At 65.2% G+C, this 17,032-nt stretch carries 18 protein-coding genes; 3 read left to right on the forward strand and 15 right to left on the reverse strand.

The features are described 5' to 3' along the window. Nucleotides 1–200: 200 nt before the first annotated feature. From B5520_RS00250 to B5520_RS00310, 13 genes are all read right to left on the reverse strand, one after another. The gene (locus B5520_RS00250; RefSeq protein ID WP_254865423.1) at nucleotides 201–743 is read right to left on the reverse strand and encodes a gluconokinase; all 543 of its coding nucleotides are present in this window, start codon (nucleotides 741–743) and stop codon (nucleotides 201–203) included. Beyond that, complete coding sequence (locus B5520_RS00255) at nucleotides 740–1,807, reverse strand: L-idonate 5-dehydrogenase (RefSeq protein ID WP_079595069.1); 1,068 nt, start codon at nucleotides 1,805–1,807, stop codon at nucleotides 740–742. The genes B5520_RS00250 and B5520_RS00255 overlap by 4 nt, the downstream gene beginning before the upstream one ends. Next, nucleotides 1,807–2,577: an SDR family oxidoreductase gene (locus tag B5520_RS00260; protein ID WP_079595070.1), complete on the reverse strand. Its 771-nt coding sequence runs from the start codon at nucleotides 2,575–2,577 to the stop codon at nucleotides 1,807–1,809. Before B5520_RS00260 ends, B5520_RS00255 begins: the two co-directional genes overlap by 1 nt. Then, on the reverse strand, nucleotides 2,574–3,518 hold the full coding sequence (locus B5520_RS00265) for a 2-hydroxyacid dehydrogenase (RefSeq protein WP_079595071.1): 945 nt from the start codon (nucleotides 3,516–3,518) through the stop codon (nucleotides 2,574–2,576). Before B5520_RS00265 ends, B5520_RS00260 begins: the two co-directional genes overlap by 4 nt. 36 nt (nucleotides 3,519–3,554) lie before the next feature. Beyond that, nucleotides 3,555–4,304 (reverse strand): SDR family oxidoreductase, encoded by a 750-nt coding sequence (locus B5520_RS00270; protein WP_079595072.1) that lies wholly within the window; start codon nucleotides 4,302–4,304, stop codon nucleotides 3,555–3,557. A 50-nt stretch (nucleotides 4,305–4,354) separates the two neighbouring features. Beyond that, nucleotides 4,355–5,695 (reverse strand): MFS transporter, encoded by a 1,341-nt coding sequence (locus B5520_RS00275; RefSeq protein ID WP_079595073.1) that lies wholly within the window; start codon nucleotides 5,693–5,695, stop codon nucleotides 4,355–4,357. 55 nt (nucleotides 5,696–5,750) lie between these two features. After that, complete coding sequence (locus tag B5520_RS00280; RefSeq protein WP_079595074.1) at nucleotides 5,751–6,758, reverse strand: 5-oxoprolinase subunit C family protein; 1,008 nt, start codon at nucleotides 6,756–6,758, stop codon at nucleotides 5,751–5,753. Beyond that, on the reverse strand, nucleotides 6,755–7,486 hold the full coding sequence (locus tag B5520_RS00285; RefSeq protein ID WP_079595075.1) for a 5-oxoprolinase subunit B family protein: 732 nt from the start codon (nucleotides 7,484–7,486) through the stop codon (nucleotides 6,755–6,757). Before B5520_RS00285 ends, B5520_RS00280 begins: the two co-directional genes overlap by 4 nt. A 1-nt stretch (nucleotide 7,487) precedes the next feature. Next, on the reverse strand, nucleotides 7,488–8,276 hold the full coding sequence (locus B5520_RS00290; RefSeq protein ID WP_079595076.1) for a LamB/YcsF family protein: 789 nt from the start codon (nucleotides 8,274–8,276) through the stop codon (nucleotides 7,488–7,490). Nucleotides 8,277–8,569: 293 nt separating this feature from the next. Beyond that, on the reverse strand, nucleotides 8,570–9,385 hold the full coding sequence (locus tag B5520_RS00295; protein WP_079595077.1) for an ABC transporter permease: 816 nt from the start codon (nucleotides 9,383–9,385) through the stop codon (nucleotides 8,570–8,572). Between the two features lie 3 nt (nucleotides 9,386–9,388). Further along, complete coding sequence (locus tag B5520_RS00300; RefSeq protein ID WP_079595078.1) at nucleotides 9,389–10,312, reverse strand: ABC transporter permease; 924 nt, start codon at nucleotides 10,310–10,312, stop codon at nucleotides 9,389–9,391. After that, nucleotides 10,309–11,436: an ABC transporter ATP-binding protein gene (locus tag B5520_RS00305; protein WP_079595079.1), complete on the reverse strand. Its 1,128-nt coding sequence runs from the start codon at nucleotides 11,434–11,436 to the stop codon at nucleotides 10,309–10,311. Before B5520_RS00305 ends, B5520_RS00300 begins: the two co-directional genes overlap by 4 nt. 49 nt (nucleotides 11,437–11,485) lie before the next feature. Beyond that, entirely contained in the window at nucleotides 11,486–12,568 is a 1,083-nt protein-coding gene (locus tag B5520_RS00310; protein WP_079595080.1) for an ABC transporter substrate-binding protein, read from the reverse strand. A 313-nt stretch (nucleotides 12,569–12,881) separates the two neighbouring features. On the opposite strand from B5520_RS00310, the gene B5520_RS00315 reads away from it, so the two are divergent. Both B5520_RS00315 and B5520_RS00320 read left to right on the forward strand, forming a co-directional pair. Then, complete coding sequence (locus B5520_RS00315; RefSeq protein WP_079595081.1) at nucleotides 12,882–13,802, forward strand: LysR substrate-binding domain-containing protein; 921 nt, start codon at nucleotides 12,882–12,884, stop codon at nucleotides 13,800–13,802. A gap of 132 nt (nucleotides 13,803–13,934) precedes the next feature. Further along, complete coding sequence (locus B5520_RS00320) at nucleotides 13,935–14,165, forward strand: hypothetical protein (protein WP_079595082.1); 231 nt, start codon at nucleotides 13,935–13,937, stop codon at nucleotides 14,163–14,165. Nucleotides 14,166–14,366: 201 nt separating this feature from the next. Here B5520_RS00320 and B5520_RS00325 read toward each other — a convergent pair whose 3' ends face one another. Then, on the reverse strand, nucleotides 14,367–15,044 hold the full coding sequence (locus B5520_RS00325) for a 4-carboxy-4-hydroxy-2-oxoadipate aldolase/oxaloacetate decarboxylase (protein WP_079595083.1): 678 nt from the start codon (nucleotides 15,042–15,044) through the stop codon (nucleotides 14,367–14,369). A 24-nt stretch (nucleotides 15,045–15,068) separates the two neighbouring features. Then, the gene (locus B5520_RS00330; protein WP_079595084.1) at nucleotides 15,069–16,277 is read right to left on the reverse strand and encodes an aspartate transaminase; all 1,209 of its coding nucleotides are present in this window, start codon (nucleotides 16,275–16,277) and stop codon (nucleotides 15,069–15,071) included. A gap of 231 nt (nucleotides 16,278–16,508) precedes the next feature. On the opposite strand from B5520_RS00330, the gene B5520_RS00335 reads away from it, so the two are divergent. After that, a complete protein-coding gene (locus tag B5520_RS00335; protein ID WP_079595085.1) occupies nucleotides 16,509–17,021 on the forward strand; it encodes a hypothetical protein in 513 nt (170 codons plus the stop codon). Nucleotides 17,022–17,032: the final 11 nt, after the last annotated feature.

The raw sequence follows: 17,032 nt of genomic DNA on the forward strand, positions 1-17,032 counted from the left end.
GGTGATCATCCTCACTCGGCGGAATGCAGGTCACTCTTTTGAATCGTTTCACTCGATTATAGGCAGTGCTGCGCGTCACGTCAAAGCAAAGGGAAAGCGGATTCCCGGTCGCAGTCCTCCAGGAGCAAAGCCGAAAGCGGGCGTCGCCGTTCTCCGGCGTCGCCCGCTTTTGTTGTGTGGAGCAGTGATTGAACCTGGCGCTACTCTTGGCGGCCGGCACCGGCGCGCTCGGCCCGAGCTACTTCCAGTTCCTGAACGATCCGTTCCACCAGCGACGCCGGGTCAGCCACGATGTCGACGGCGATATGGGCCTCGTCAGATTCCAGGGGTTCCAGCGTGGCCAGCTGGGAGGCGAGCAGGCTGCCAGGCATGTACTCGTGCACCCTGCTGCCGAGCCGGTCCGCGATGGTGGCTGCGTCGCCTGCGAGGTGGATGAACACCATGTCAGGCGTGAAGCTCCGCAGCAGGTCGCGGTAGGTGCGCTTGAGCGCGGAGCACGCGATGATGCAGGAGTCCGCTCCGCTGGGCGGGTTGGCCAGTGCGGCACCGATTTCGGCGAGCCACGGCGCCCGGTCGTCATCGTTCAGGGGCACCCCGCCGGCCATCTTGGCCTTGTTGGCGGCGGGGTGGAAGTCGTCGCCGTCGAAGAAGGGAACGCCGAGCCGCTCCCCCAGCAGGGATCCGACCGTCGACTTCCCACATCCGGAAACACCCATCACCACCAGCGGCGGCAGCACCGTCACGAGGCACTTCCTGCGCCGAAGCTCAGGAGCACCTTTCCCGACTCCGCCGAGTTGCGGGCCACACCAAAAGCCTCAAGCGCCTGCTCCACCGGATAATCGTGAGTGATGACGGGGCCGATCTGCAGCGAGCCGTCCGCGAGGGCCGCGATGACGTCGTCGATCTCATCGTTGAACCGGAACGAACCCTTCAGCTCAAGCTCCCGCGTGATGGCCAGGGAAATCAGCACCGGCTGCGGGCCGGTTGGCAGCAGCCCCACCATGACCACGGTGCCGCCGCGGGCGGCGCCCTGGATGGCAGAGGCCAGGCCGTAGTGGTTGCCGGAGGATTCGATCACGACGTCGGCCTCAACGGCGGCGATAGCGTCAGCATCTCCGGCGGTAATAACGTGGTCCGCTCCCACGGCTGTGGCGATTTCCAGCGGCTTGTCATGCATGTCGACGGCGGTGATCCGGCTCGCGCCGGCGCGTTTCAGGACGGCGACCACAAGTGCGCCGATGGGGCCGCTGCCAATCACCAGGGCCGTCTTCCCGGCAACGTCGCCGGCCCTGCCCACGGCGTGCCATGCCACGGAGGCGGGTTCGATCAGCGCCGCGGTACGCAGGTCAATGCTGTCCGGCAGCGTCCGGAGCATCCGGGTCGGGAGGTTCACGTACCGGCTGAAGGCGCCGTCCTTGTGCGGGTAGCGTGCAGCGCTGCCCAGGTAGGTGCAGCCCGGAGAAAGGTTGGGCCGGTCCGCCGGATACCGCGCAGCACCGGGGCCGGGAGTGGCCGGATGGACCGCCACAGGGGTCCCGACGGCGGGACCGGTCCCGTCCGCGGCGGCACGGACCACGGTGCCGGAAATCTCGTGCCCCAGCACCAGCGGCGCCTTCAGGATCGATTCACCGGCGGCGCCGTGGAGCCAGTAGTGCAGGTCGGACCCACAGATGCCGCCGTAGTGCACCTCGACGACGGCCTCTTCCGGAGCGGGAGAGGCGAGGGTGAGTTCGTCGACTCGGAGGTCACCGGCTGCGTGGGCGACAACCGCCGGACCTGTAACAGCGAGGGAGGTATCAAGAACCATCAGACCACCACCGTCATTCCGCCGTCGATAAATATCGTTTGTCCGTTGACGAAGTCCGAACCGCTGGACGCCAGCCAGACTGCGGGCCCGGCCAGATCCTGGACAGTCCCCCAGCGATTGGCCGGGGTGCGGCCCAGGATCCAGGAGTTGAACTGCTCGTCGTCCACCAGGTTCTGGGTCATCTCGGTATGGATGTAGCCCGGCGCGATTCCGTTGATCTGCAGCCCGGATGCCGCCCACTCCGCAGTCATGGCACGGGTGAGGTTCCGCAGTCCGCCCTTCGCCGCGATGTACGGGGCGATGGTGGGCCGGGCCAGGTCAGTCTGCACGGAGCAGATGTTGATGATCTTGCCGTGGCCGCGCGGGATCATGAACCGGGCCGCCTCGCGGCCCACCAGGAAGGCACTGGTCAGGTCCGTGGAGATGACCCGTTCCCAGTCCTTCACGTCCAGGTCCAGCATCGGTACCCGGTGCTGGATGCCGGCGTTGTTCACCAGGATTTCCAGCGGCCCCACGTGCTCTTCCACCCAGGCAATGCCGCGCGCCGCCTCTGCGTCACTTGTGACGTCAAAGGCGATACTGTGCACCCGGCCGGGCGCGAAGTCGGCGGCCATGGCGGCAGCGGCATCCTTGAGCCGTTCCTCGTTGACGCCGTTCAGCACAACTGTTGCGCCGGCGTCGGCCAGTGCGCGGGCCAGCGCGTTGCCGATCCCGCGGCTCGAACCGGTTACCAGGGCAACCCTGCCGGTCAGGTCGAATAGTGAACTCATGCGAAGGGTCCTGCCTGCACCAGGTTGGCCGGGGCCTGGCCGGTGGCCAGGGCCTCAAGCTGCTTGCGGAGGAGCTTGAGGATCCGGGGCTGGAACGCCGATGCGTTGCCGCCCACGTGGGGCGTGATCAGGGCATTGGTGGTGGACCACAGCGGGTGGTCCTGCGGCAGCGGCTCCGGGTCGACGACGTCGATGGCGCACTGCAGGCGTCCGGACAGGACTTCCTTGGTCAGCGCAGCGGTGTCCACCACGGAGCCGCGGCCCACGTTGACCACCAGGGCGCCGTCCGGGAGGGCCGCCAGGACCTCTTCACCAATCAGCTGATGGGTGTGCTCATTCAGGGGCAGCACTGACACCAGGATGTCGTGGCTCGCGGCGAGCGCGGTCAGTTCCGAAGATGCGTGCACCTCGCCGTGCTCATCAGTGCGGGCCGAGCTGCCCACCCGGGTGACAGCGACTTCGAAGGGCTCCAGGCGGCGGGCGATCTCGTGCCCGATTCCACCGACGCCCACCAAAAGCACGCGCCGGTCCGCGAGGGACTGGCGCCGCTCGGGCCGCCAGAGGCCGTACTGCTGGTCCCGGACCGCCTGGTCGATGCCGCGCAGCTTTGCCAGGATCAGCCCGATGGCAAGTTCCGCCGTCGCAGCCGCATGAACACCGGAGGCGTTTGCGACGCCTGCCGCCGGGCCGGCCGCCTCAATGACGCCGTCGTATCCCGTGGACTGTGTCTGGACGAACTTCAGCGACTCAACCTTGGCAAGGGAACCCAACACGGCGCCGGCATTGATGTACGGGAGGATGACGCCGTCGATCTCAGCCAGTGTCCCGCCGTCGGGATCCGACTCCAGGTCCCACACCACTCCCCGCAGCCCTTCGGGAAGGGGCGAGAGGTCGTCGAGGAGCTGCCGGTCGGGAAAGCTGACTGTACGGACTGTTTGCATTGGGAAACCTATCAATCGGGCTGGTGGGGGCTCGGTCTAACGGCGGTCGAAGGTGAGGCCGCCGGGGACCTGGAAGGTGGGCATGAGTTCCAGCATGCCAACATTCACGTGCCGGGGTGTTTCGATGGCGTAATCCATGGCGTTAACGATGTCATCGGTGGTGAGCGACTCGTAGCCCTCGTAGTAGGTCTTCCATGCCTCCTCCATCGCTTCCGGCGTGCCGCCCATGTTGCGGCCGAAGATCTCGGTTTCCACCCGTCCGGGGCAGATCTCGGTGACGCGGATGCGCTTGCCCACGGTGTCGTTGCGGAGCTGGCGGGAGATCTGGTGCACGGCGGCCTTGGTGGCGTGGTAGACCGTGTGGCCGTAGAAGTTGTAGGTGCCGGCGATCGAGCTGACGTTGATGACGTGCCCCAGGTCGCGCTCCACCATGCCGGGCAGGACCAGCCTGGTCAGCTGGAGCAGGCCGCGGAGGTTGACGTCCACGAGTTCGTCGATGTCGCTCTCGCTGGAGTCCAGGATGTTGCCGGGCCGGGAGACGCCGGCGCAGTTCACCAGGACATCCACTTCCAGGCCTCCGACGGCGGCGGTCAGCGCCGCGGTGTCCGTCAAGTCCACGACGTGGGGCACCGCCCCGGTCTTGTCGGCGAGTTCCTTGAGGCGGTCCTCGTTGCGTGCCAGCGCATGGACGGTGAGCCCGCGCTTGGCCAGGCGTTCGGCGATGGCAGCGCCCATACCGGTGGATGCACCGGTGACGAGGGCAGTTGAATAATCGGAAAAAGTCATGGGAAATCTCCTGTGGTGCAGCGCAGTGCTGCTGCTCAGTGAAGTGGAAGTTAGGCGTCGCGGAGGGGCTGGTGCGCCCGGTCCTTGACCGTGCTGACAGCGGCAAGGGTGCCCAGCGCGGTGATTACGGCGTAGAAGGCGGGCATGTAGATGTTGCCGGTGGACGAGATCAGCCAGGTCATCAGCAGCGGCGCGGTGCCGCCGAAGAGTGCGGACGAGATGTTGTAGCCCAGGCCGTAGGCGGAGTAGCGGACGCGGGTGGGGAAGAGTTCGACGATTAGGATGTGGATTACTGCCGTGTGCCCTGCGAAGACTACGGCCATGATGCTGGCGCCCAGGATGGCGAACGCCATCTCACCGGTGGCGATCAGCGCGTAGGACGGGATGCCCAGGACGGCCATGGCGATGGCGGAGCCGGCGATGACCTTCTTGCGGCCCACGCGGTCCGAGAGGGCGCCCATGAAGGGGATGGCGATGCAGATGACTACCAGGCTGCAGGCAGTGACGAGCAGGGCTTCGCCGATGGTGAAGTTGAGCTGCTTGCCCTTCAGGAAGGTGGGCATGTAGGAGAACAGGACGTAGTAGCCGGAGCCGTTCATCAGCGGGATGAAGAGGGCCAGCAGCATGGCGCGGCGGTGTTCGGCGGAGGCGAAGGCTTCCTTGAGCGGGTTGGCAGAGAGCCCGCCTTCTTCCTTGAGCTTTTCAAAGTTGGGGGTGTCGCTGATCGCCTTGCGGATGTACCAGCCGATGACGCCCATGGGGATGGCCACCAGGAACGGGATGCGCCAGGCGAACGCACCGAACCCACCGCCGTCAATCGCTGCCTGGGTGAGCCACGGGGACATGGAGTAGGCAACCAGGGTGCCGGTCAGCAGTGCTGCGAAGGAGGCGATCTGCGCGTAGGACGTGATGACGCCGCGCTTGCCTTCGGGTGCGTGCTCGGCGAGGAAGGTCATGGCACCGGCGGCTTCGCCGCCAACGGAGAAGCCCTGCAGCATGCGCAGCAGCACCAGCAGGATGGGGGCCGCGACGCCGATGGCCGCATAAGGAGGCAACAGTCCGATGCCTGCGGTGGCCACACTGATCAGCAGAATGACAAAGACCAGCAGCTTTTGCCGCCCGATCCGGTCGCCCAGGTAGCCGCAGACGACGGCGCCGAGGGGGCGCACGAAGAAGGACACGGCGTAGCCGGCGAAAACGAAGAGCAGGGCGTTGTCCGGGTTTCCGGGTGCCAGGAAAACAAGGGCGAGCGTTCCGGCCATAAAGGCGAAGATGCCGTTGTCATAGAGCTCCACAAAAATGCCGACGCAGCCGGCCGTGACGACCTTGCGGGTCTGCTTGCTGCTGAGCCGCTCTTGATGCGGCTGGGCCGCGTGCGTAGAGGTGGACATGGCTTTCCTTACTTAAGGGGATGGTAACAATGCTTTGGGGCTGAGGCGAGACCGGTCAGGTTCCGGCTGCCGGTGCGAGCGGTGTATGGCCCGGCTGGTTGCCGATGCCGAGGAGCGGGAACACTGTGGCGATAGTGGAACGGAGTGTTTCCAGTTCCCTCAGCGCTGCCCGGTGTTTCGCTGTCGCTTCGGGGACCGTGGTCTTGCGGAACCTGATTTTGTGGCCCGGCCGGGCCTGGGCCAGGACGTCAAGGGAGCGGCTGGTGACCACGGCCAGGACGGGGTAGCCGGCGGTGACGCCGCGCCCGCGGTGCAGCACCAGGAGTTCTTCCCGGGACGGCACCTCGATGGCTCCCACCGGCACGCCACGGGACAACACCTCCGTCGTGGACTGGCGTTCCGGAAGTGCTCCGCCCAGCCGCAGGCCGATGTGGTTGCTGCGGCCGCTGACGGTGTACTCGGTGCTGTAGAGCAGGTCAGCGGTATCGCCGAACTCGTCCACATCCGGGCCGTCCGTCACCTCCACCACGGCGGTGCTGTGGAATTCCGGCCGGGTCAGGCCCAGCCGGAACAGGGGAAGGTCGAAGTACGGCTGGCGGATGGGCGGGACGCTGCGGGTGGTCTTCACCTCGGTGCCTTCGGCAAGCCGCAGGCCGAATCCGACCACGGTGTCCGGCGCGCAGCTGCCGAGGAGGACCGGCGCCTCCACTGAGCCGTGGACCGCGACATAGGCCCGCAGGCCGCCGTTGATCCGGCGCAGCGCCACCGTCTCCCCCGCCCGGACGGATACGGGTTCCCACTGCTGGCATTCCCGGCCGCCCACTGTGAGGTGGAGTGGGGCTCCGGTGACGGCGATCAGGATGTCCGTGGTGGCGCGCATCCGGAAGTCCAGCGCGGTGATCTCCAGCAGCGGGGCGTTGTCGTTGTTGCCTGCGAGGATGTTGGCGGCCCGGGCCGAGAACTGGTCCAGCGCGCCGTTGACGGGCAGCCCGAACCGGGGGCCGCGGAAGCGTCCCAGGTCGGTGACCACGGAGTTGCCGGGCTGCTGGATGATCAGGCTCATCGCGCTGCCTCCAGTTTGCGGCCAGCGTAGGTGGCGAATTCTTCAGGCTGGATCCGGTGGAAGCGCAGGGTGTCGCCCGGGACGTAGGGAACCAGCGGCTCGGCTTCGGCGTCGAGGACGGTGAGCGGGGTCTGGCCGATGACGCACCAGCCCCCGGGCGCCGCCGCCGGGGCGATCACTGCCTGCCGCCCGGCCACTGATACGGCACCTGTCGGCACGGACAGCCGGGGATCCTTCAGCCGCGGGACGGCCAGCGGGAAATCGGGGCCGTCCATCATGGGTGAACCGGCAGGCGCGCCCAGGCAGCGGATCACATAGGACTTGGCGGTGTGCAGCCCGATGATCTCCTCGACGGACAGCTGCTGCTGCTCGGCAACCCGCTCCAGGTCGGGGCCGTACTCGCCGCCGTACACCACCGGGACGCTGAATTCCCGGGGTGTCCGGGCGGGGGCGCCGGTGAATTCGAGCTGCCGCAGGCCCAGCAGGACAAAGGCCCGGACCTGGCGTGCGGAGGTGACGCCGGGATCGAATTCCACGAGCAGCGAGTCGTAGGTGGGCACTGCGCCGTGGACGCCGTCGGGCCCGCCAGCGTCCAGCCATTCGGCAAGCCCGTGGACGGCAGCCCAGTTGGCTTCCCGATCCGGGGAGGAAGCGACCACGCGCAGTGCGGCGTCCCCGGATTCGAAGACCTGCACCGGAGGCAGTGCTGGAGTTGGGGTGGTGGTCATGTCAGGCGGCTTTCACTTTTGAGGCCAGGACCTGGGTGAGCGGTGCGATGGTCACGCCGGCGCGTTCCAGTTCAGTACGGACCTGGCGGGCCAGCTGGACGGCACCCGGAGTGTCCCCGTGGAGCAGGATGGTGTCGGCGACAATTGGCAGGTCCGTTCCGGCGACGGTTTCGATGACTCCTTCGCAGACCATCCGGATGGTGCGGGCCACGATGGCCGCGGGATCGTGGATGACGGCGCCAGGGCGGCTGCGGGGTACCAGCGTGCCGTCCGCCTCGTAGGCGCGGTCCGCGATGCCCACGATGCCCAGCGGGAGGTTCCGGGCTGCAGCGGCGTCAGCGAGCTCGCCGTCCTGGGCCAAAACGATGAGGTCCGGGTTGATGCGGGCGGCGGCGTCAGCCACTGCTTCTGCGTAATCCGCCCGGGTGGCCACGAGGTTGCCCAGGCGCCCGTGCGGTGCAAGGTGGACGACGCCGGCCCCGTGGTAGGCGGCGAAGGCGCTCAAGGCGCCGAACTGGTACAGGATGTCATTGCGGACTTCATCTGCGGTGAGGTCCATCGCGCGGCGGCCGAAACCCCGCAGGTCCGGGAAGCTCGGGTGGGCCCCGATGCTGACGCCGCGACGCACGCATTCGGCGACCGTGGCGTTCATAATGTCCGGGTCGCCCGCGTGGAAGCCGCAGGCAATGTTGGCGCTGGACACCACTTCGAGCAGGGCCGCGTCGTCGCCCATCGAGTAGGCGCCGAAGCCTTCTCCGAGATCTGCTACGAGATCAACTGTGGGTCCCATGTGAGCCCTCCTTTGTGGGGTGTTGGCGCAGCACTGGCCAGGGGCACAGCGGCGGCTGCCGGAAGCGGAAGTGGGTGGACCGGCCGGTGGGGCCTGGTCCCGTGGCCCGGATTACCGGGCTTGTAGAAAAAGTCTGACACCGGGACTTTGATCACACAAAGACGTAATAGGTGTCACGGGATAGGTGCCGGTTATGACCCACGCCTGCCCTGCACGGCGTCCTGCCCGGCCCGCTGTTGCGGACCGGGCAGGACGCTTTCGTGCTCAGGAAGGTGGCGTGGCTGGCGTGAGCGTCAGCGGAGGGCTTTGCGCAGCCCCATGACCCGCTCGACGACCACCACCACGGCGAGGGAGATCAGGATCAGGATCACGGACAGGGCGGCGACGGCGGCATCCGCTGAGTTCTCCACGTACCGCAGCACCTGCACGGGCAGGGTGGGCAGTCCTGATTCAGCCACGAACAGCGAAATGACCGCTTCGTCGAAAGAGACGATGAAGGCAATGACGCCCCCGGCGATGACACCCGGCTGGATGATGGGCAGGGTGACGCGCCGGAACACGGTCCACGAGCCTGCACCCAGGATGCGGGCGGCCGCCTCGCACGACGTGTCAGTCGTTGCCAGGCTCATCAGCGTGGTCCGAATGACGAACGGGATGGTGATGGCCACGTGGCCGATGATGATGCCCGCGTAGGTGTTGTTCAGCTCCAGCGGCCCGAAGAGCAGGACCATGCCCAGGGCCAGCACGATGCTGGGGATCAGCAGCGGCGAAAGGAAGAACGACTGGACGGCTGCCTTGGCTTTGAAATCGAACCGGTCCAGGGCCAGCGCCGCGGGCACGCCCAGGGCCAAAACGATGAGCGTGACGATGACGGCCACGATCAGGCTGACCTTCATGCCCTCCATGAACGTGCTTTCCTGCGGCAGCATCTCGTACCACTTCAGCGTCAGCCCCTCCGGCGGGAAGGACAGGTACTGGTTGGATGCGAAGGACACCACAAAGACGATCAGCAGCGGTGCCAGCAGGAACAGGTACAGCAGGAACACCAGCAGCCCAAAGGCGGGTTTGGCGGGGTTGAAGCGCGGTTTGAATACTTTGACGTCGCTCACGGGTCAGCCTCCGATCTTTTTGGTGAGGCGCTGGTAGACGGCGATGATCAGGCCGAAAAGGACCAGCAGGATGACGGACAGGGCCGCGGCGAAGGGCCAGTTGAGCAGGCCGGTGGTCTGGTCGTAGATCTCGGTGGCCAGGACCTGCACGCTGCCGCCACCCAGGAGGCGCGGGGTAATGAAGGTGCTGATGGAGAGGACAAAGACCAGCAGGAACGCCGTCAGGAGGCCGGGGAGGCACAGCGGGAGCGTTACCCTGGTGAACACCTTGAACTTGCTGGCTCCCAGGGAACCGGCGGCCTCCTCGAGCTGGGGGCTGAGCCGGCCGAATCCGGAGATCATGGCCAGGATGGCGTAGGGCATAAAGATTTCCACCAGGCCGATGGCCACGCCGGTCATGTTGTTGGTCAGCTTCAGGGGCGTGTCGATCAGCCCAAGCCCGTCGAGGGAGGAGTTGATGAGCCCGTTGGTTCCAAGGATGACCATCCAGCCATAGGTGCGGACCACGGCCGAGGTGAGCAGCGGCGCGATGGCGATGGCGATGAGCAGTCCACGCCATTTGCTGGTGCTGCGGGCCAGGAAGAGGGCCACCGGGTAGGACACCAGGACACAAAGGATGCCGACGGTCACGCCCATCTGGAAGGTGTCCAGCGTGACCCGCCAGTAGTAGGGGTCGGTGAGGGGCTGGATGTAGGTGTCCAGGGTGAAAGTCTCAACGATGACGCCGTCCGGGGAGCCCTGGTTGAAAGACATCCGGACCATGTACGCCAAGGGAAAGACGAAGCTCACCAGCAGGCCAAGGAGGCCGGGCAGCAGCAGGGCGAGGTAGGTGCGCCGGTTGCGCCGCGCGGTGGCCTTTTCGAGCTTGCCCTCGTCCCGGGCCTGGCTGCGCTTTTCCGGCGCAACCGGAGTTTGCAGGAGTGTCATGCCGCTGCCGCCCTCTCCGGCACGGCAGGCGTGGGGAGAATGTAGGCGTCGTCCGGCGCCCATGAAAGGTACGCGGCATCGCCCACCCGGGGCAGGTCGCCGCTGCTGGTCAGCATCTGCGCCTGCAGCTGCTGTCCGCCCACGCGGACCGCGACGGACAGGGCGTCACCCGTGTAGCTCACCCGTTCGATGGTTCCTGCCAGCGGTGCCTGCGCGGCTCCGGGCTGCAGGGAAACACTGAGCCGGTGCGGGCGGATGACCAGTTCGTGCGTGCTGCCGGAGAGCCCTGCAGTACCAATGGCACCGAACTGGCCCAGCCCTTCGACGTCCACCTTGTAGTAGCTTTCGCCGGCGAGGTTGGCCCGTCCGGCTTCGGTACAGACGCGGGCGGTCAGGAAGTTGGCCTGGCCGATGAAGTTTGCCACGAAGTGCGTGCGGGGCCGCTCGTACACCTCGGTAGGGGAACCGAACTGTTCGATCAGTCCCCCATTCATGACAGCGATCCGGTCCGCCATGTCCAGTGCCTCGTCCTGGTCGTGGGTGACGAAGAGCGTGGTGGCCCTGGTGCGCTGCTGGATGGACCTGATCTCGGTGCGCATGGTTTCACGGAGTTTGGCATCCAGGTTGGACAGCGGCTCGTCCAGCAGGAGCAGGGTGGGTTCCACCACGAGGGCGCGGGCCAGGGCGATGCGCTGCTGCTGGCCGCCGGAGAGTTCCTTGGTCTGCCGCTTGCTCAGGTGGCCAAGCTGGACCATGTCCAGGGCGGCCGCAACCCTCGCCTTTTGTTCGGCTTTCGGCACCTGGCGCATTTCCAGACCGAAGGCCACGTTCTGCTCGACGTTCATGTGGGGGAACAGGGCGTAGGACTGGAACACCATTCCCATGCCCCGCTTGTTGACCGGGGTGTGGGTAATTTCCTTGCCGTCCACCACGATGGAGCCCGCGGTGGGATCCATGAGGCCGGCCACCATCCGGAGCGTGGTGGTCTTTCCGCAGCCGGACGGGCCGAGGAGTGCCACCAGGTGCCCCTCCTCCACTTCCATGTTCAGGCGGTCGACGGCGGGTTCCAGACCTGCTGCGTATCGTTTGGTCAGATCTACGATCGACAGTTTTGATTCAGTCACGGGGTTCAGTTCTCCTGAAGGGAAAGTTGGGGAGGGGCACCGGCAGGCGCTATTTGGTGATGATCTGGCGCTTCCAGGTGTCGGTCCACTTGTCGCGGGCCGAGGACAGGAATTCGACATCCAGCGGGACGATGTTCAGGGAACCGTCGGTTGGCACAACCCGGTCCTTTACATCAGCGGGCAGTTCGGCGTTGGTCACGGACGGGGCGTAGAACAGCGCCTTGGCGAATGCGGTCTGCGCCTCGGCGGACAGTGCATAGTCCACGAACGTCTTGGCGGCCGCGGTGTGCGGAGCGTCCTTCACAAGGTTGATGGTGTTGATCTGGTAGACGGTGCCTTCCTCGGGGAAGGTGACACCCATCTTCTTATTGCTCTGATCGCTGTAGAACTGGCCGCGGGCGTTCTGGCCGAGGCCCAGGACCGTCTGGCCGGTGATGACGTTCTGGTATTCGTCCGGGTTGGGCGCGAAGGTCTGCACGCCCGGGGCCATCTCCTTGAGACGTTCCACGGCCGAGTCGATGCTTTGCGCGTAGTCCTCGCCCTCCATCTTGGAGGTGATGGCGGTCAGGGACAGGCCCAGCAGGGAGGGCGGGGCGTTGACGTTGATCTTGCCGGCATACGCCGGATCCCAGAGGACCTTCCAGCTCTTCGGAGCCTCCGGGAAGGTGGCGGTGTCATAGACCAGGCCCACGGCGTCGAGCATGGCCACAGGGCCGTACCCTTCCTTGTCCCGGAACTTTTCCTGGACATTGGCCAGGTTCGGGACGCCGTCGGTATCGATCTTTTCGAAGAGTCCCTGCTTGTTGCCGGTGGTGGAGACGGAGTTGTCCATGATCGCGACGTCGGTGGCCGGGTTGTTCTTCTGGCCCTGCAGGGCGCTAAGCATCTCGGCGGAAGACCGCTTGGAGGCGTAGTTGATCTTGATGTCCGGGTACTTCGCCTTGAAGGGCTCGATCACCGCTGCGGTGTACTGGTCCTGCCACACGCCTGAGTAGGCGATCAGGTTCACCTCACCCGAGGTGGCGCTGCCGCTGCTGGCAGCCTCGCTGCCGCCCCCGCAGCCGGAGAGAACCAGGACCGCCGAGGAGAGTGCGGCCATTGCCGCCATTTTGCCCTTGAAAGTTGCTCGCATTTAGTGTCTCTTTCTCAAGAAGAATCCGGTGCTGGTGGCGGATCCTGAATGCTCCGAAGTTATGGAGAGCATATTTCGGAAATGTAAAAGAAAACGTCTATTCCGGTAAACACCGCTTTTATGCAGAATGCGTCTGACGTCATCGTTAAAATGCATCTCTGCCCGGGGGTAGAATGTACTGCCAGTGAAATAGCGTTCTGGGTTCAACCTAGTGTCAGAGATGTGGATCACACAAAGACCAGTTGCGTATCCCTCCATAGCATCCGGTTATGACCTTTCTGGGTTCAGGACGCCGCAAAGAGAGAAGGCGGCCATGGATACGCGGAAGCTGGCGTATTTTGTCCAGATTGTGGATTCGGGGAGCATCACCAAGGCGGCGGCGGCCCTGCACGTGGCCCAACCGGCCCTGAGCCAGCAGGTTTCGGCGCTGGAAACCGAGCTCAAACAGCGTCTGCTGATCCGCAGCAAACAGGGTGTGAAGCCCACCGCCGCTGGGCACACGCTCTACCGGCATGCCCAGTCCATCCTGCGCCTGGTGGACCAGGCACGGCAGGACGTCGCCAAGTCCGGCGCTGCACCATCCGGCCGCGTTTCCATTGCCATTGCCCCGTACAGCATGGCGTCAAGCCTGACGCCCAGGATTATCAGCGAGGTGGCCAGCCGGTACCCGGACATCGTCCTGCATGTCACGGAAATTTACGGCGGCGTGCTCAGCGAAGCCATCAAGAACGGCCGGCTGGACATGGCGCTCATCTATGAGCCGGGCGCTATCCGTGGCGTTCAGTTCACCACCATGATCGTGGAAGACCTGCACTTCGTGGTCAACGCGAACAGGGCCGGCGTGAACCACGCCAACGGGGAGGTCACCCTTGAGGAGGTGGCCCGCCACGGGCTCTTCCTGCCGGAGCAGATCCACACCCTGCGCCAGGCGGTGGAGGGTGGCTTCAACAGCAAGGGGCTCAAAGTCCGCCTGGTGGGTGAAGTGGAATCCGTTCCGTCGCTCGCGCGGCTGCTGCGGGCCGATCTGGGCGCCACCATCATGCCCAAGTCCGCGGCGGACGCATTGTTCCACGAAGAGGACTTCCATGTCCTGCGGATCATGGACCCGGCATTGCAGTGCAAGATTGCGCTGTGCACCCCCGATCATGATCCGCTCTCCGAGGCGGCGTCCGCGGTTCTCCTGGTCCTCAAGGAAATGCTGCAGGAAATGCTCAACACGAAATATGCACGGTAGTTCGTACATAACCACCGCTTATTGGGCCACGCATCATTCGTCTTAGTAATGCGGAGTTCCGAATCCTAAAATTGTGGCAAGGCCGGGAAATTGCGGCGGTCACATCTTTACAGGATCAATTGGAGCGAAGCCGTGAAAAAGATCAACACCCTCCGGAGGACGTCGGGTAAAGGCCTGGGCTTGATGGCCAAAACCGGTTTCCATTGCCCAGCAAATGGCTTTTGGCGCCCCGAGGACCGTTCCGGGGACCCCGTTTTTGTTTTTGAAGGCAGCATCATGCCGGCGAGCAGAGGCGGATCCACCGTCTGGTATCTGGAAGACGCCGCGTTCGGCCCCCCGGAGTATCCACTTCCTGCGCGCTAAAAACCCTTGGGTTGCGGGGCTGCAGGCCCGGGCTGCCGTGGCGTACGCGAACACTGCCCGGGCCATAGCGCTGCCCTAAGACACCAGCGCCTGGAAACCCACCCTGCGACGGGGTTTCGGCAGGCTCAACCACGGCACGCAGCAGAGCCGCCGCAGGCAATCCCTGCGGCGGCTGTTCACGTGCTGCTTTTGCTGGCGCTGCTATGCCTGTTCCACCAGCAGTCCCTTAGCTTTGAGTACATCCGTCAGGTTGCACAGGTCGAGGGTGGTGCCGCCGGCCTTGTAGAGGCCGATGAGCTCACGCTCAGCGTCGTCGCGTTCCTGCGACAGGCGGATCACTTCCTCAATCTCGTCCTTGCGGACCACCACCACGCCGTCGGCGTCGCCGCGGAGGACGTCGCCGGGGTAGATGATCTCGTCGCCGAAGACCACAGGGTGGTTGATGGGACCAATGGTTTCCTTGACGGTGCCCTTGATGGAGACGCTCCCGGAGAAGACGGGCAGCCCCAGCTCAATGAGGTCCTGGGTGTCTCGGACGCCGGAGTCAGTCACCAGGCCGGCGAGTCCCTTGGCTTTCATGGCGTTGCCGAGGACGTCGCCGAAGGTTCCGGCTTCCTCGTACTCCCCTGCTGCCGCCAGGATGACGTCGCCGGGCTGTGCGTAGTGAATGGCCACCTGCAGCATGAGGTTGTCCCTGGGTGCACAGCGGACTGTGGTGGCGGGGCCGCAGAAGGACATGGCCCTGTCGATCGGCTTGATGCGGGAGCTGAGTGCTCCCTTGCGTCCCTGGGCCTCGTGGATGGTGGCTGACGAGAATTTCGCAAGCCGGCTGACGGCGTCGGCGCTGGGGCGGTCGATACTGGTTTTGACGTGGATCATGGCGTTTTCCTTCAGTGGGTTGGATCAGGTGAGGGCCCGGACGGCCTTATCGATGGCAGCGATGGATTCTTCGATGATGTCCAGGCTGGTGGCGTAGGAGATGCGGAAGTAGGGGCCCAGGCCGTAGGCGGATCCCTGGATGACCGCTACGGAGGCCTGGTCGAGCAGGTAGAAAACAAAGTCCTGGTCGTCGGCGATGACGCTGCCGTCCGGCGTCGTCTTCCCGATGGCACCTGCACAGTTGACGTAGGCGTAGAAGGCGCCTTCCGGCGTCGCACAGGACAATCCGTCGATGGCGTTCAGGCCGGCGACGGCGGTATCCCGGCGGCTGCGGTACGTCTCCACGCTTTCGCGGACGAAGCCCTGGTCACCTGTGAGCGCGGCCGCGCTGGCGGCCTGGCTCACGGAGGACGGGCAGGAGGAAATTTGTGACTGCAGTTTGTTGATGGCGGCCATGAGCGGCGCCGGTCCTGCCGCGTAGCCCAGCCGCCAGCCGGTCATGGCGTAGGCCTTGGACACGCCATTGACGGCGAGGATGCGGTCCTTCAGTTCCGGGGCCACCTCCACCAGGCTGGTGAGCTTGCCTTCGCCGAAGTAGATCTGGTCGTAAATTTCGTCCGTAAGGATGTAGACGTGCGGGAAGCCTGCCAGGACGTCAGCGAGTGCCCGCAGTTCCGCCGGGGAGTAGACGGTGCCGGTGGGGTTGGAGGGCGTGTTCAGGATGACCCACTTGGTCCGCCCTGTCAGTGCCGCGCCAAGGGCCTCGGGTGTCAGCTTGAATCCGACATCCTCGCCGCAGGGGACGATGAGGGGCGTGCCTTCGTTGGCGAGCACCATGTCCGGGTAGGAAACCCAGTACGGGGCGGGGACAATCACTTCGTCGCCGGCGTCGAGGGAAGCCATGAAGGCGGTGAAGATAACCTGTTTCGCTCCGCCGCCGATGGTGATCTCGGCTGGCGTGTAGTGCAAACCTGTTCGTCGCTCGAGGGTCTGGAGGATGGCGGTCTGCAGTGCAGGCGTTCCAGTGACCGAAGTGTATTTGGTGTCGCCGCGGTCGATGGCCTCCACCGCGGCGGCCTTGACGTGTTGGGGGGTGTCGAAGTCCGGCTCGCCGACAGTCAGGTCCAGGATGCGGCGCCCTTCCGCCTTCAGCTCACGCACCCGGGCGGCGGCGGCCACGCTGGCGGAAGACTTGATGCGGGACACCCGCGATGCAGGTACAAATTCAGACATGGTCTCTTCCTAAAGAGTCAGAAGCGAGCGGTACTCGTTTCCTTTCGACCCTAGGGAAATCCGGGCGGTATGGATAAGACCTAAAGTGCGTGGACGGATAAGCGTCCCTTATGGCTGCCCGACCCACACTTTCCCGTTATGGGCCCACGCACAATTGGTATTTCCGCCGCTGCATCCCACCGCCTAACCTCAAATCTGGCCCATCCCGCGGAACCGAACCGAGGAGCGAACTTGGCCCTTGCAGCACACCTTGACAGCGGTTTCTACCGCTATCGGGGAATACCAAAGCCCGACAACGCCGAGCTTCAGGCAGAAAAGATCAGGAAGCTGCTCAAGGCGAACCGGCAGCGTCTTGCGTTCAACGCGAGCAGCATGCGTCCGCTGTCCGCCCGGCTGAACCAGCAGGTTGCGCAGGCGCTCCACGACGGGCTGAAAGTTACCCGGCTGGCCGAAACCACAGGATTGTCACGGTGGACTGTCCGGACCATAGGCCTGTCCTTCAGCGATCTCCTGCCATCGGGGCTGCCGGCCGAGCAGCGGCTCGCGATGATTATGGAGCTGAAGTCAGAGCTGGCTGAGCTCGAGGCGTCCAAGGCGGACCTGGAGCAGAAGCGGCTTGAGCTGCTTGCCGCGGCCCGCCGGCTCGGTGTGATGGATGACTTCGAACTCGCCGCGCTCAGCGGCCTGCAGAGCGAGACAGTCCGGAGGATGACGTGGGGCCGCCAGGCGGAGCCGACTCCCTGACAGTGCCGGGA

Origin of the sequence: Arthrobacter sp. P2b (genome assembly GCF_900168295.1) — a bacterium.
Taxonomy (GTDB): domain Bacteria; phylum Actinomycetota; class Actinomycetes; order Actinomycetales; family Micrococcaceae; genus Arthrobacter.